The organism is Streptomyces dengpaensis (assembly GCF_002946835.1).
Taxonomy (GTDB): Bacteria; Actinomycetota; Actinomycetes; order Streptomycetales; family Streptomycetaceae; genus Streptomyces; species Streptomyces dengpaensis.
Genome location: NZ_CP026652.1, coordinates 6,195,573 through 6,210,043 on the forward strand (window position 1 = coordinate 6,195,573; position 14,471 = coordinate 6,210,043).

Sequence of the window (14,471 nt, forward strand, 5' to 3'; positions counted from 1 at the left end):
TGCTCTTCGGCGAGTCGTTCGGGCGGGTGCCCGTCGAGGTAGAGGGAGTACCGCAAGGACTGCGTGCCGTCACAGTTCCGACTCGGCGAGATGGGCAGGACAGGCTGCCGCGCAACCGCCGACGGAAGCTGAACGTCACGCAGGTGGACTTGGTTCCGGCCGACGAAGTGCCCCTGTACGGACCGCCCGAAGGGCTGTCGCCATCACACCTGGTGTGGGTGCTGGACTCCCGTCGACGCGAATGGGCATCCGTCGTCAAGCGCTTCGACATACAGGCCTACGAGGTGGCGGCCGACTTGGTCCGCTGCGGGGCAGTGGTGTTGCGCTGTGAAGTGGGCGAACTGCTGCAACTGGGCCGCCCCGTGCGTTGGAGGCTGACTCAGGCCTGGCAGGAACAGGCAGAAGATCGCCTGGCGGAACTGCGCCGCGCCCGTGATCCGCGCCGCGCCCGCCGGGATCTTCTGCAGGTGATGGAGTCGGTGGAGCAGCTCGCTCAGGAGCGGCAACTGCTCGCCGCAGTCCCTGAAGAAGCTGGCTTGGTCGTTCCCGCCGGAAACCGCGTCAGCACAGCCGCGTGGTCGGTATTCGAGGCTGCGGTCAGGGCCGCTGCCCAGTGGTGGGAGCTGCGTGGTCAGGGCGAGAAGGAAGTGACCTTGAAACAGCTTGCCGCGCACGCGCTGGGGGGATCCAAGACGTGGACAGCACAGCAGCAGGTCGGGTTCGCCAACCTCATCGGCATGGACTTTGAGGACGCGGTCCGGGAAGAAGACACTGATCTGCGGGTGAAGGGCCCGCTGTCGTGGCGCATCGGCGAGGTCGCCGCGGACGCCGCGGTCGCCCAGCCCTGGGTCGGGCTGCCCAGTCAAGGCATCAGAGTGATCGGCCAAGCCCACTGCAGCGCCCGCGGTGTACTGGTGATCGAGAACTCCGACACTTTCGGAGCAGTGTGCCGCAGACTGCCGGAACTGACCTCGCAGTGGCTGTGCCTCTGGGGCGCCGGATACGCACGCGATCAGCTCGTTATGTTCCTTCAGTGGCTGCAGCCCAGGCCGATCGTCGCGTGGTGTGATCTGGACGCTGACGGCATCGGCATCATTCATGATCTGTCCCGTCGTCTGGGCGCACCGGTGCATGCCGTCGGAATGGACGTGGACCTATGGCGTCAAGGCCCTTACCGCCGGCGTAAGAATCCTGAGCAAGAGAAGGCGCTTGACGCTGAACACGCCGCGGCCCTGGCACAGCACGTGACGGGCCCCCTGCGCCAGCTTGCCCTCGCCGTCGCAGAGAGCGGGGAATCCCGAGAGCAAGAGACGCTCTACACCTCCGTGCTCCCCCGTCTGCCCGAGCTGCTTGAGCCCTTCCTCCACCTGCCCGTACCTGAGCACACTCACCCGAGCCAGGAGCAGACACGGTGACCAGCGGCCAGCTGTCCTTGGACGAGCACGATCAGGTTCTCCTCGCGCCCGGCCAACGGCTGATGAACTGGCGTGCATTCTTCGCGCCGCTGGCAGCGCACCGCGAGGCATTGGTGAAGGACCCGGAACTGGTTCGCCTGGCCGCGGACGTCGTCGCAGTGTTCGCCGAGCACGCCGCCTCCAGCGGACTCACCCGAAACCAGATGCGGGAGTACCTGGGACCCAGCGGGAGGGGCTGGCCCTCAGCTGTCCTGGAGTCGCGCTTGTCGCTGATGATCGACATGAGTTTCCTGGAGCCCTACGTACTCAAGAAGCACCAGGACCGCTACGTCATGCGCCCCGCGGGCCTTGCCGGCGCCATCGCCGCCGAACGCCTCGCCCTGCACGGGGGAGTCGACGAACTCATCGGCCTGCTGGACCGTACACGCGAGCTGCTGGAACGAGACGACCCAGATCTCATCCCCGTGCTGGAAGCACTGCGAACATGCCGGCACGGACTGACTGTCTTCGCACTGGATTTGCAGCGGCAGGTCATCATGGCCACGCCCGCAGAACTCATCAACGCCCAGCGCCAGCACGACCACACCGACTTCACCCGCCAAGTGACAGATCTGAACGAGCTTGTCACCCGGGCATTCTCCGGAGACCTCGTCCTGGAGGACGCGGCCACCGCGCTGATCGAAGCCGCACAGTTCTACCGCGAGCAACTCATCGCGGCCATCGACAAAATCCTGGAGCACGGCGGCGGAAGCCTGAACCTTGACGTCCTCACCCCCGCCGAGTACCTCCACCTCGCCAAAACCGCCGGCGTCGACCGTCTCGGACACTTCGGTGAGTCCCTCGTCGCCGACACGCCCCCGGTGTGGATCGACGGCCAGCACGTGATCGACTCCGCAGCCTCGTACACCCCGCAGCGGCCGCCACGACCGCGTCCGGCCCCGCCCCAGCCGACACCCGACGACGCCGCCGATCCCTTCGCCGCCCTGGACGACGCCACCCAGCACGAAAACCTCCGCCAGGAAATCCTCCTGGAGGACCTCCTCGGCGGACAGCAGCACGCAGCCCTCGCCGACGTACTCGAAGCACGAGGCTGGCCCGGAGCCGGACGACTGCTGGTCGAACTCCTGGCAGCCGATGCAGATCCCCTCGTCGACTGCCACATCGAGATCGCCGTGCCAGTACGCGTTGATCCCACCGCCAAGGTCACCTATCTCCACGACATCACCCTCCACGCCGGAACCGACGTTGGAGGCCACTACCGTGACCGGTGACAGCGCCCTACCGTCCCCCTCGGCGCTCCTGCTGGCCGCCATCCGAGCCGCCGGATCAGTCGCCGCCCCCCGAAGTGCCCTGCTCAAGGAAACCGCCGATGCCGCCGGGCGAGCCGGCCGGACCGTGCTGCAGCTCCGGGCCGCCGGGGAGAGCATGATGACGCTGAGACTGGGGTGGCCCGCCGGCAGCGCCCCGGACGTCGAGCAGCTGGGGGAGCAAGCTCCCGCTGCTCTGGCCCGCATTCCCACCCTGGTCTGGGCCCTGTGCCTGAAGGCCGCGTGGCCCGATCCCACTCTGCCGCACTACCCCGGGCAGCCCTTTTCCGCCCAGCTGATCGAGACCGCCTGCGCCCACCTGGGCGCGGATTGCAAGAGCGTCTCCACCGCTCTGGAGCGCGTACTGCCTGGACACGGGCTCATCGTGGCGGTCGGCCCCTTGCTGCATCTGGGGCCCGCCGTGGCCACGCTGCCCGGTCCTACGATCGCCGCGCTCCGCAGAGGCCACCACCGGCTGCCCGATCCCTACCAGCAGCACGCCGTGCACTGCGCACCCCATCCCCCCGAGGCGCACGCTGACGATCCAGATACCGCTACCTCGCCGCACGAGCTCACCCAGCCCGACGCGAGTCCTCAACACAGCAGTGAGCACATCAGCCGCAGCGTCATCACCGCCCTGGAAATCGCACGAGGCCCACTGCCCCCACGCGACCTGCCGGCCCTCAACGACCCCGACATCCGTGCCCACGTCCAGGCCGCCTTGGCCGACATCGGCCGCGCACTCATCCGCACACCCCAGGGCACCTGGACCACCGGATACCCAGACCCGGTCGCCGAAGCACTTGCCGCAGCCGGGATCGGCACGCTGAGCCCTGCGGAGCGAACCGTCCTCGCCCTGGTCCTTCTGCACACCGTCGCTCTGCCGCGAGCCCAGGGACGCCATACGCACCCGCACTGGAACGCCACCCAGCATTCCGTCACCCTGCGCGAACTCGCCCGCAACCGCGCCCTGACCAAGACCACGATCCGCGAGGCCCTGCGCACCTTGACCGCGGCAGGGATGGTCGACACCGCCGGCCAAGGAAACTACGTCCCCGGCCCGTGCCTGCAGCGCCTGAGCGAAACCCGCATCGCCGCCCTGTGGGAGGACCTCATCCTCGCCGGCCGGCCCGACGGCCACCTCGCCCGCGCCATTGCACGGCGGCGCCAAGCCGCCCGCCCCACCTCCCCGTCCCAGGAGTACCCGTGACCATCCCGACCGGCCCCGACAGTCAGCTGTCCACCGGCATCATCGGCAGCCGGCAACTGGTCGCTGTGCAGACCTTCGCCATCGCCCGGCTCACCAGCGACCCGGTGGCACTGATTCCTGGCACCTTCATCGCTGTGACCGGCCGAGGCCCCAAGGACTCCAACGAGTCAGGCAAGACCAGCTTCCTCGCCGCCGTGGCGCTGCTCCTGGGCGACCCCGAGTGGCAGATCACCAGCAATGGCACAGCCAATACCGTCAACTTGCTCTTCGAACCCGTCATCGCCGGCGCCTCCACCCAGCTGGTCGACGCAGCCGACCGGGGCTACATCGCTGGCGTCTTCGCTGAATCCGACGGCAGCCGCCCGCACAGCGTGTGGCTGCAGATCAGCAACGACTCACCCCATGTCCAAGTACGCCAACACCCTGGCGTCCACCTGCTCACCGACGGAACCGACGACGAGCGTCACCGCGCAGCACCGGCCTTCTACCAGCAACTCGGTGTAGAAGCACTGGGCTCCAGCGAATACGCCAACCAGCTCTACGGCCGATCGCCCAAGGTATTGGCCTACGTGGCTTCCCGCGGGCAGGTACGCTCACGGCCCTCCCTGCTCAAGCTCGAAGCCGGCACCTACTCACCCGATCACATCGGGGATGCCCTGATCACTCTGTCCGGCCGCTCCAGCCTGCTCGAACACGACAAAGGACAGCGCAAGGCACTGGAGGACAAGCGAGCCAAGTACGCCAAGGCCCTTCAACGGCACGAAGAGGCACTCGCCCGGGAAGACACCATGCTCCGCGAGGCAGAGGCTCGAGACGAACTCCGTCGCAAAATCGGCAGCGCCGAAGGCGACCGCCGCGCTGCCCTGGCTCGTGGTCTGCTGGACGAGGCCGCCCGCCTGCGCAGTGCCGAGGTCCTCCTGCCCCAGACCGCGGCGGCCCTCAAGACGACGGCCGATCTTCTTGAACATCTGGAGGCCCAGAAGGCCGCTGCCTCCAACCTCACCGCACTCGAGCAGGCCTGCGAAACAGCCGAGCAGACCAAAGACCAATGCCTCACCGACCTGACCAACGCACAGACCGAAGAACGCCACCTGGGAGAAGAACTCGCCGAGGCGCAAAAGGCACTAGACGAGGCCCGGACCCTCAGCGCCGCCCACGCTGGCGAAACCGCGGCCGCGCTCCAGGAAGAGCTGACACTGCTCGCCCAGCAGACGGCAGAGGCCGAGATCAACCGCGGTATCGCCCAACGCGACGCCCACACCTACAAAGACCAACTCCGCAAAGCCGAGCAGGGACAAGCAGGACTCGTCGGAGAAGTCCTGCACTCGCTGGCCGCCGAGGAGGACATCACCGGCGTCGGCCTGCTTGACCAGATCGACCTCGACGACCAGACCCGAGACAGGTGGGAAGCCGCCCTTCACCCGTGGCGCGACGCCGTCTGCGTAGCACATACCGATCTGCCCGCAGCCCTCGAAGCACTGAACGATCTGCCCGGCGCAGTCCTGATCACCGAGGGTCCAGACAGGAACGCAACCGCCACCTCACCCACCAGCCACGAGACCACGTGGCCGGCAGGCATCCGCTCCGCACCAGAACCGGCACGCCAGTTCCTGCACGCCCTCGCCGCCCAGACCCAATGGACGCAACAGCCCCCGCACTCCAGCGTCGACGCCCTCGGCGTCCACATCGTCGGATCCTTCCCCAACCCGACCGTCGGGCGGGCTGCCTTGTGCGCCCACCTGCGCACCCGTTACGACGAGGCCCTGCTCAGCCAGCAGAGAGCGGAAAACCTGATTAAGCATCTCGCACGCCGGGTCACCCTCGCAGAGGCTGAACTCAAGCGGGCTCAGGCCTTCGAAGCCCTACCGCAACTGGTGAAAGTTCACCGCGAAGCCACAGACAAACTCACCCACAGGCGCCGCACGCTTCCCCAGGTCGCAACCCTTCTCGAGGAGGCAGTGGACGCCTGGGCCATGGCCAAAGCCGCCCTCAGCGGCCGCAAGCAACGGATCGAAGAACTCGAGCGGCGCATCCGAGAAACGAACGTCACGCTCCAAAACTGCGACGGTGAGCGCCGCGAACAAGAGGCGGTCATCGCACGAGACGGCGCCAGCACCGCGGCAGCCGCCCTGGGTCTGGACGCGGACGCTGCCCGTACGCTGCTGAACTGGCCTGCAGACTGGCTACCCACGCAGTACACGCAGCTTCTCGCCGAAGCGCCACTTCCACCCGCCGCGCCCCACGGGGAACCGCCCCGGGAACGGCGCTCCGCCGCCCAACTCCACATGGCCGCCAACGCGACCGTCGACGGCTGCATGGTCGCCCTCTCTCTGCGGGCGGGAACCAGTGGCTATCCCACCGTCGCTCTCGCTCACGCCAGCCGCCTCGACAACGCAGACCTCGATGCCAAGGCCGACGCTGCACTCCAGGCTCTCAGCGAGTGGCTCACCGAAAACGAGGCCGCGGACGCCGACATCCACACCACGGTAGAGAAGGTGCGTGCCGAGCGCCTTGAGGAGAACGCCTTCATCTCCCGCTCGGTGGAAACCCTCGCCGAGGAACTCCGACACACTCAGGAAGTCATCACACAACGCGTTGCCGGAGCCCTCGACAACATCACCACGGCGCTGGACCAACTGAACCGTGACGCTGGCCTCTTCGGCGCAGATCTGCACTACCAGATTGACCCGCCCACGGACACCGATCACGGTTGGCGCTGCTCCGTCACACCGCGTTGGCGACGCAACCCCAACGGCCCAATGCTCGCCTACGACACCGTCACCAACACGGCCCAGGAAAAGCTCTTCTCCATCCACCTCGTTCTCGCCGCTCTCCTGGCAGCTCCTCACGCCCAAGGCCGAGTGCTCGTCCTGGACGAACTAGGCGACTCCCTGGGCCAAGAACACCGCCGCGAAGTGCTCAGCGCGATCACCAAAGTCGCCACCGCCCACGGCATTACCGTCCTGGGCACCTGCCAAGACACACTGATGCGAGACGTAGCCCCCGTGTGCGGGCAGATCCTCTACTTCCAGTACCCGTCAAAGTCCGAATACCTCAACCGCCCCACCCGCATGTTCGGATACGACCCGCAAGCCGGACGAGTGGAACTCACCGCCGAACAACTGACCCGGCGACTCGCGCGCTGAGACCAGGCCCGGCAGCAACAGGACCCTGCTGCCGGGCACAGGACCAGTTCTGCCCCGCGGGCAGCCAAGCGGAACGCGCTTGGTGTTATCGACCTTCCGTACCAGACCCGAGGGATCAGGCTGGGTCCTCACTGGTGCTCTCCCGCGAGATGCCCACGACCTCGTACAGGGAGTCTCCCCATGTAGCCCAGCGCTCCAGTTCCGTTGCACCGATCAAGTGGATCGCGTGGTCGTTGGCGAAGTCGCGCGCTGGCTCGGAGAAAGTGCCGTTGGTGACCATCAGCGCGATGTCAGCCTTGTGTTCAAGGCGAGCAGTTCCATTGAACGTCTGGACGTTCGTGCTGGTGACCATTTGTTTGGCAGCCCTGCTGGTCTGCTTGCACTGCACCACCACACGCCGGCCGTCCGGCGTCTGAGAGATGACGTCCGCACCCCGGTCCCCAGTACCTCCGTGCTGACGGATCACCTTCATCCCATCGCGGTGTGTGAGCCACGCGACAAGAATCTCGAAGTTCTTACCATCGAACTCTAGGATGCGCCGTAGGCTGTAACACTTCTGGCTCTGGGCGAAGAGGTTCCTCCGGTCATCTACAGCTTCGAGATGCTCCGTTTCCGCCAATGCCCGTTGATTCATTGCTGCGAAGCGTTCTGTGCTGGGTGCGATCTCGTCCCACTGCTCGGCGATCGTGTTCAGTGGAGAATCGACACGGCCTGGAGCGTAGCGTGTAGACAGGTCTTCCTCGGGCAGCGTGCTGAGTTCCTCGAACGCCAGGCTCGCTTGTTGCAAGCAGCGCCCGATGAGGTCGAGCTCATATTTCACCATCTTGATGAACGCGTCGAAGACCGAGTCAAGTTCGACCCGAGTGAAGTCCCAGGTGCGGCCACGAAAGTGCGAGTCTCCCTTGAGCTTCTCGAGCCTTTCAAGATTCGTGCGAAGGGCATCTCTCTGCCGGCGCAGCCCGGTGCAGGCTTCGCGGCCGATCGAGATTTCCTGAACCCATAAGTACGCAGCGAGCAGGTCAGCTTCGTCGGCTTTGCCTAACGCGTCGCCCATCCATCTGCGGACGTCACGGTCCGGGTAGCGGGGAGGGACAACACGAGCGTCACGGTCAATGATCACCGGGGGAGCGTATATGCGGCCACTGACAACCCCGGGCGGCCTCCGGCCCAGGATCCACGCGCGCAGGGACACCCCTAGCTCTTCGCCAGCGTGCACGTGATCCTCAATCGGCTCTCTCCCCATAGCTCGTCGGTCTGCCTGGTCATGTCGCCGTCGTCCTGGCCGGGGAGAGACCTGGCGGATATCCCTTTGCACGGAGCCAGGTGTCAACGGCCAGCGCCACGATGTCCCCGTGCGGTAGGCCGGTATCGGCGTGGAAACGGCGGATCCGGCGCTGGAGCTGCAGTGTTTCGGGGACGGCGTAGTTGAGTTGTCCGCGTTTGGTGCGCCGGTTGCTGATGACCTCCAGGGTGTCCGGGTGTGGCGAAAGAGCGTCATCGGTTGGCTCGCACTCAGAGTCGAGCGCGTCGGCGATTTCCCGCAGTCGGCGGGCGTAGAGGGAGTGGTCAGGCATGAGAGCTTCCCCGGTTGATCCAGCTAGAAGGCTGCTGAAAATCTTGTTGTTGGGGCTGTCCGGCCGTGGGCCGGGCGGCCCTTGTCGCTATGCGGTGGCCGGGGTGAGGTGCCAGGTGGTGCCGGTTCGGGTGAGTCCGAGGTTGATCAGTCGGCGGAGGTTGAGGGCGGCGGCGCGGTGGTGGAGCCAGATGTTGTTGGCGATGATGCCGCGGTGCGGGACGCGGCGGTTGCCCTTGGCGACCAGCCAGGCGATGGCGCGTTCGACCGGGGGCCGCCATCTGCGGTATTCGGCCTGCCAGGCTGGGTCGGCCGCCTCTCGCCGGGCGGCGGTCAGCAGTTGGTGCTGGGGATGGACGTTGAGGGTGCGTCCGGTCTTGGAGGTGGTGCAGCGCCCGCGCAGGGGGCAGTCGGCGCAGAGGTGTTTGAACTGGGCGGTGCGGGCGCCGTCCGCTTTGACCTGGCCGAGGTTGGCGGTGCGTCCGGCCGGGCAGGTCGCGGTGCCGGCGGCTGGGTCGATGCGGAAGTCGTCGATGGTGAAGCCGCCGGGGATCACCTGTCGCAGCGGCGGTGGCTTGATGACCAGGGTGTGGCCTGCGGCCTGCAACTGTTCGCGCAGGTCGCCGGTCCCGTAGGCGGAGTCGCCGAGCACGGTTAATGCGCCGTCCTCCCCGTCCAGCAGTTCACCGGCAACGGCCGCTTCGTGGCTGCCGGGACCATAGCCGCCGGTGAGGGCGACGGCGGTGAACAGCCCGCTCTCCGGCTCGAAGGAGACGTGTCCTTTGAAGCCGTCCTGGTGGCGGGTGCGGTTTTTGTGGATGTGCCGGGCGTCGGGATCGACGGTGGACACCGTCCGGTCGGGCACGGTGCGCTGGGCGATGCGCCAGCGCCCGTCGCGTCCGTCGGAGTCGGGGGCCGGCTCGACGTCCTGCCCGGCGACCAGGGCCAGCAGGCCCACCGCGTTCGCGGCCTTCTCGCCCAGCTCCCGCTCGGGCAGGTGCCCGAGCAGGTTGAGGGCGTCGGTGACCAGCGCATCGACCAGCGCGGCGCGCGCCTGCTCGTCGTTCCAGGCGATCTTCGGTTTGCCCGGGTCGGTGTAGTCGTGCGCGTGGCAGTGCTCTGCGGCCACCTCCTGGGCTCCGGGGACCTCGCGGATCACCCGGCGGATGGCGGAGATGATCTGGGTAACGGTGTCCTGGGTGGCCACCGCGTCATCGAGGACGGTGGAGTCCAGCGCCCGCCGCTGCCTGCCCTTGAGTACGCCGGTCGCGGCCACGACTTCCTTGACCTTGGTGAAGATCCGCATCGGATCGGCCGAGTGGCGCAGACGGCGCCTAAAGTACGTCAGCAGCGACGGATCGAATGCCATGTCGTACAAGCCCAGCCCGCAGGCCGCTTTCCACCGCAGATCACACCGCAGTTCCTGGACCGTCTCGAAGTCCGACAACCCCTGCAGGCTCTGCAGCACCACGGTCGCGGCCAGGACCTGCGGCGGCAGACTCGGACGGCCGTTGGACGAGGGATACATGTCGGCGAACATCGACGGCGGGAACAGTGCCTCCCGGTGCTCGGCCAGGAACGCAAACACGCTCCCGGCCGGGATCAACTCCCGGCAGGTCTCCCACACATCCGGCCCGGCCATCTCCCCGGCCCATTCCCCCTGCATGCCTACAAGACTGGCCCCGGCCCGGCCGGGCCGGGGCCAGAACCCGCAACATTTTCAGTGATCTTCTAGGCGGATAGCTACCCGCCTAACGGCCTATTGGAATAGTCGGTAGGGGCGGCCGAACCCGATGTGGGGACGGCCGCCCCGTGCGTACGGCCGAGTTCAGAAGCCGCGGGCGGTGAGCCACTCATCCAGCGCGACCGAGACGATGTCGCCGATAGGCAGGTGATCCAGCTCGTTGTCCAGCGCGAAGCGCTTGATCCGCTTCTTCAACTTCAGCGCAGCGGGCACCGACGAGTCGAGACTCTCCCGCGCGATGATGCGCTGGTTGAGAACGACGGCGACCTCGGGAACGTTGGGACGGCCGGGACCGTGCGCATACGGAGCACCCTCGCTGGGAGCGTCCTGCGATCGAGCGTGCTGTTCCTGGTGGCCTGGACCATCGGTCCTCACCGGGAACGCGGTGCCGCCTGCCGCCGGGGGAACGGCCGGGCGAATGGCCACCTCGGCGGCCGGGGCCGCACCAGCAACCGCGGACGTGACAGCAGGCGGACCATGCTGCGCAACAGGTTCGGCCGGCTGCGTGGCCTGGACTGCAGGTGCTGCAGGCTCGGGAGCTGGGACCACAAGCGGCACCTGCCGCTCCACCGGCATCCCAGCGGACTCTGTCCTTGCCTCGGGAACGTCGACGGCCGGGTGAGTCGGCTGACTGGCGGCCGGCTCCGGCACCGGGCCACTCGGCGCCTCGGCAGTCGGCTGGGCTGCGGTCTGCGCTACTTCGGGCACCGCCCCGGTCCGGCCCTGTGCCGATGCTTCGGCGGGAAGGGCGGAAGGGCCGGGCTGAACCTGCGCCTCGCCCGCAGGGGGACGGCCTTCGCCCTGGGCGGCGGCCTGTTCGGCGGCGTACTGCTCGGGGGTGAGCTCGGCGGCCGGGGGAGGGGGCGGCGGGGTCGCCTTCTTGGCCCCGCCCAGAGTGCGGCCTGTGCGGCGGGTGAGGGGCTTCATACGCTCGCTCATGCCGTCAGCTCCTTCATCAGTTCGGCGTACTCGCTCAGCTCGGTCGGGATCTCGCCGAAGGCCTCCATGTAGTGCACCCAGGAGTGGATGGTCGTCTCGGCGAGCGGGAAGGGCTCGTCGCGGTCCGGGCCGATGCCCTCGCCCTTCTCGGGTTCCAGCAGCTTGTCCTTTGCGTTGCGGGGCAGGCTGGTGCGGTCGTCGGCCTTCACGAGGACCACGTGGGCGGTGACGTCGCGCTCGTTGCGGGCGGCGGCGCGCTCGGCCTCGTCGAAGGTGGCCACGAGCTTGCGACGCTCGATCTTGGTGGGGGCGACCGGCACGAGCAGCAGGTTCGCCTCGGTGACAGCCTCGTGGAACAGCTTCGCGCTGCCGCCGCCGGCGTCGACCACGATCGCTCCGAACTCGGCACGCTTCTCACGGATGTACTCGGCGATGTCATCGAACGGGTACCGCTCGACGATCAGGTTCTCCGGGATCTCGAAGCCCTCGGCCTTGGCGACCTTGAACCAGTCGTAGGCGGACTGGCTGGTGGCGTCGGCGTCCAGCAGCAGCGTCGGCAGGTCGAGGACGACGGCGTAGTAGAGGGCGATGAACCAGGCCGAGGTGGTCTTGCCGGTGCCGCCCTTGAGCATGCCGACGACGATCACGAAGGCGTCCCAGGCGCGGGCTGTGGCCGCAGCCAGGGTCTTGATACGGGTGTTCTCGTTCACGTGTGCTTGTTCTCCTGAAACTGGAAGGTGAGTTGTCCTATGCGCGTCGGCGAAGAGGGCCGACATTCGGTGGCGGCTGCTTGCCGATGACGGAGGGGCCCGTGCGGCAGCGCCTAGTCCGGGATGGAGCACGGTCGACTTCTTGATCTGTCGGGCATGGCGAGGGGCACCCGACCGGGCGGGGGCGCTCATGACCGCTTCCTCGTGGCGCGGGCCGGTCCGTGGTGGTGCTGGGGCCGCATGCGGGTGCCTGCTTGGTGCAGGAGCCGGTAGACGGTGGCGACGGAGTAGCTGTGCTCTCTGGCGAGGTCCGGGACCGTGGCTCCGGCCTCGTACCGGACCCGTAGGGACAGCGCGACCTTGTACCGTTCGGCGGCCCGCGCTGCGGCACGCACCCGCTGCGTCTGCTGGGTGGTGCGCACGGTGCCGCCGGCTTCGAGCAGGAGGCGCCGGGCACCGCGCCTCGTCTCTCCCGCCGCTGCGGCGAGTTCGGTGAGGGTTGCGCCGTGCTGCTCATACAGGGTGCGCAGGCGGGCGGCGAGGCGGCGGCGGGCTTGGGGGTTTTGCCGCAGCCGGCGGGTCTGCCAGGAGGTGCGCATCTCGGTCCCGGCGTCGTGCAGCCGGTTGAGGACCGTGCCGTACGACAGCCCACTGCTGGCGACGAGTTCTTCGACCGTGGCGCCGGACTCGTACTGCGTGCGCAGGGACTCGGGCGTCACCGCCTCGCTCGCGTCGGAGGTGACCGGGGGCTCTGGGTTCATGCGGCGGACTCCCATTCGCTGAGGGCTTCGGCATGGGCGGCGGCCAGCTCGTCGTAACTGCGCTGGTCGGATGGGGTGATGAGGATCAGTCGGCCGTCGGTGGCGACCCGCCAGTCGGCGGCCGGACGGCCGGTGAGCGGGTCGAGGACGCGCCCGTGCGGGGCGTGCCACGCGGGCGGGATCTCATCGGGGCGCGGCATGGGGACCAGGACTTGACGGCCGTCGCGGACGATCACCACGGCCCTGCGGCGGTGCTCCGCAAACCGGTCCAGTGCCTGTTGGTAGGCCGCACGCTCGGCCGCGTGCAGTGCCTTGCGCTGGGCTGCGATGCCCCAGGCGCCGTGTTGCTCGGCGATGTCGGCCCAGCCCTGTGCCGGCGTGTGGCCGTTGCCAGCGTCGTCCGGGAGGTGGATACCGAAACCCTCCAGGGCACGCGGTGTGAGGGCCCAGGTCTCCCCTGTGTGCTGGACGAGACCGTGGTCGGCGAGGCGTCGCAGGGACCGGTAGGTGGTGGCGCGGGAGACCGAAGAAGTACCTACGAGCTCGGCAACGGTCTGGGCGGGGCGCACGTGCAGGGCACTGATGATCACGAGCGCGGCGCTGCCCAGGGCGTGGTGGGCGAAGGCGTCGTGGCCCATCAGCCGGCCGATGACGGTGGAGTCGAGGTCGGCCGTTGTGCCCGTCTCAGGGGTGGGCCACTCCTCACGTGCCGGGTCGGGGGGGTACTGAGTGGTTCGGAAACGAGATTGCCCTACGGGGATGCTGTGGCGGTCGGGGCTGCCCTCGGCGAGATACCAGGTCGAGCCTTCGCGGCCGTGGCCGATGCGCAGACGTCGCAGCCAGCCCCGTGGTTTGAGGACGGTCTCGTAGACGACCCGGAGGGTGGTGCGGGATATCCCCGCTTCCTCCGCGGTCTGCCGCTCGCTGGCGTGGTACAGCGGACCGCCCGCGATCTCGGCGAAGTTCAGATGCGCCCGCAGGACCCGCAGCGCGGTCCGCCCACGTTCCCCACGCCAGGGTGTCGTCTCGATGCGGTCGCGCAGCGCAGCAAGCACCTCGTACGCGTGGTGCCGCGATTCCAGCACCGTCGTGCTGCTGACCGCGGCCGAGGCGCTGGCCCACACCCGGCCGATGTACGCCAGAGCACGTGACTGCCCGGACCGCAGCGCGATGTTCCGAGCGTGCCGCCCGCCTTCGTGCTCGGGGTGCAGCAAGAGCTGCGTCAGCTGGTCGACGGTGCCGCCGGCGCGGGCAACGTGGCAGGCGATGGCCACCGTGATCCGGTGCCCATGCTCGGCCGCGCCTTGACGGTCCGCGCGCAGGACCAGGGTCCGGCCGTCGGAGGCGAGCTTGCTGTAACTGCCCGCCGCATAGCGGCCGGTGAGGTCCCCGAGCAGAATGAGATCGGCTGCAGCCGTAGATAGATGGTGAAGGCCCAGTCGCTCGCGTGGGTGAAATGGCTGTCGGGGAGAACCTGTCTGGTAGGCGCTGTGTGGCACTGTGGAGCCGTCCCGCAAGGACAGAGACGCCACCCAGGCCCGCTAAAACCACGGGTGGTGTCCGGTACCGACCTCCAATCGGTGCCAGCGAAGCCTCCAGGATGGCCATCCTGGAGGCATTCGTATGCCTGGCCCCGGTACTGGAGGCAGACGTCCCCATCGCGGCT

Annotated in this window: 11 protein-coding genes; 4 read left to right on the top strand and 7 right to left on the bottom strand. The window is 67.9% G+C overall.

Features of this window, described 5'->3' with window-relative positions:
- Positions 1–143: 143 nt before the first annotated feature.
- Genes C4B68_RS28565 through C4B68_RS28580 form a run of 4 tightly spaced genes read left to right on the top strand, consistent with a single transcriptional unit; the run spans position 144 to position 7,078 of the window.
- A complete protein-coding gene (locus tag C4B68_RS28565; RefSeq protein WP_167459186.1) occupies positions 144–1,415 on the top strand; it encodes a Wadjet anti-phage system protein JetD domain-containing protein in 1,272 nt (423 codons plus the stop codon).
- On the top strand, positions 1,412–2,686 hold the full coding sequence (locus C4B68_RS28570; protein WP_099504569.1) for a hypothetical protein: 1,275 nt from the start codon (positions 1,412–1,414) through the stop codon (positions 2,684–2,686). Before C4B68_RS28565 ends, C4B68_RS28570 begins: the two co-directional genes overlap by 4 nt.
- Positions 2,676–3,932 (top strand): helix-turn-helix domain-containing protein, encoded by a 1,257-nt coding sequence (locus tag C4B68_RS28575; protein WP_099504570.1) that lies wholly within the window; start codon positions 2,676–2,678, stop codon positions 3,930–3,932. Before C4B68_RS28570 ends, C4B68_RS28575 begins: the two co-directional genes overlap by 11 nt.
- Positions 3,929–7,078: a coiled-coil domain-containing protein gene (locus C4B68_RS28580; protein WP_099504571.1), complete on the top strand. Its 3,150-nt coding sequence runs from the start codon at positions 3,929–3,931 to the stop codon at positions 7,076–7,078. The genes C4B68_RS28575 and C4B68_RS28580 overlap by 4 nt, the downstream gene beginning before the upstream one ends.
- A gap of 115 nt (positions 7,079–7,193) precedes the next feature.
- Here C4B68_RS28580 and C4B68_RS28585 read toward each other — a convergent pair whose 3' ends face one another.
- The 7 genes from C4B68_RS28585 to C4B68_RS28615 all read right to left on the bottom strand — a co-directional run bounded on the left by C4B68_RS28585 (position 7,194) and on the right by C4B68_RS28615 (position 14,337).
- Positions 7,194–8,198 carry a restriction endonuclease gene (locus tag C4B68_RS28585; RefSeq protein WP_167459187.1) on the bottom strand — a complete coding sequence of 335 codons (1,005 nt, stop codon included), beginning with the start codon at positions 8,196–8,198 and terminating at the stop codon, positions 7,194–7,196.
- 142 nt (positions 8,199–8,340) lie between these two features.
- Positions 8,341–8,652, bottom strand: a complete 312-nt coding sequence (locus tag C4B68_RS28590; RefSeq protein WP_099504573.1) for a hypothetical protein — start codon at positions 8,650–8,652, stop codon at positions 8,341–8,343.
- 87 nt (positions 8,653–8,739) lie between these two features.
- Positions 8,740–10,317: an IS1182 family transposase gene (locus tag C4B68_RS28595; protein ID WP_099506840.1), complete on the bottom strand. Its 1,578-nt coding sequence runs from the start codon at positions 10,315–10,317 to the stop codon at positions 8,740–8,742.
- A 162-nt stretch (positions 10,318–10,479) separates the two neighbouring features.
- Positions 10,480–11,334, bottom strand: a complete 855-nt coding sequence (locus tag C4B68_RS41455) for a hypothetical protein (protein ID WP_143674314.1) — start codon at positions 11,332–11,334, stop codon at positions 10,480–10,482.
- Positions 11,331–12,044, bottom strand: coding sequence for a ParA family protein (locus C4B68_RS28605; RefSeq protein ID WP_099500802.1), 714 nt, complete (start codon positions 12,042–12,044; stop codon positions 11,331–11,333). The genes C4B68_RS41455 and C4B68_RS28605 overlap by 4 nt, the downstream gene beginning before the upstream one ends.
- A 188-nt stretch (positions 12,045–12,232) precedes the next feature.
- A complete protein-coding gene (locus C4B68_RS28610; protein WP_099501128.1) occupies positions 12,233–12,805 on the bottom strand; it encodes a helix-turn-helix domain-containing protein in 573 nt (190 codons plus the stop codon).
- Complete coding sequence (locus C4B68_RS28615) at positions 12,802–14,337, bottom strand: transcriptional regulator (protein WP_240634513.1); 1,536 nt, start codon at positions 14,335–14,337, stop codon at positions 12,802–12,804. The genes C4B68_RS28610 and C4B68_RS28615 overlap by 4 nt, the downstream gene beginning before the upstream one ends.
- Positions 14,338–14,471 lie beyond the last annotated feature (134 nt).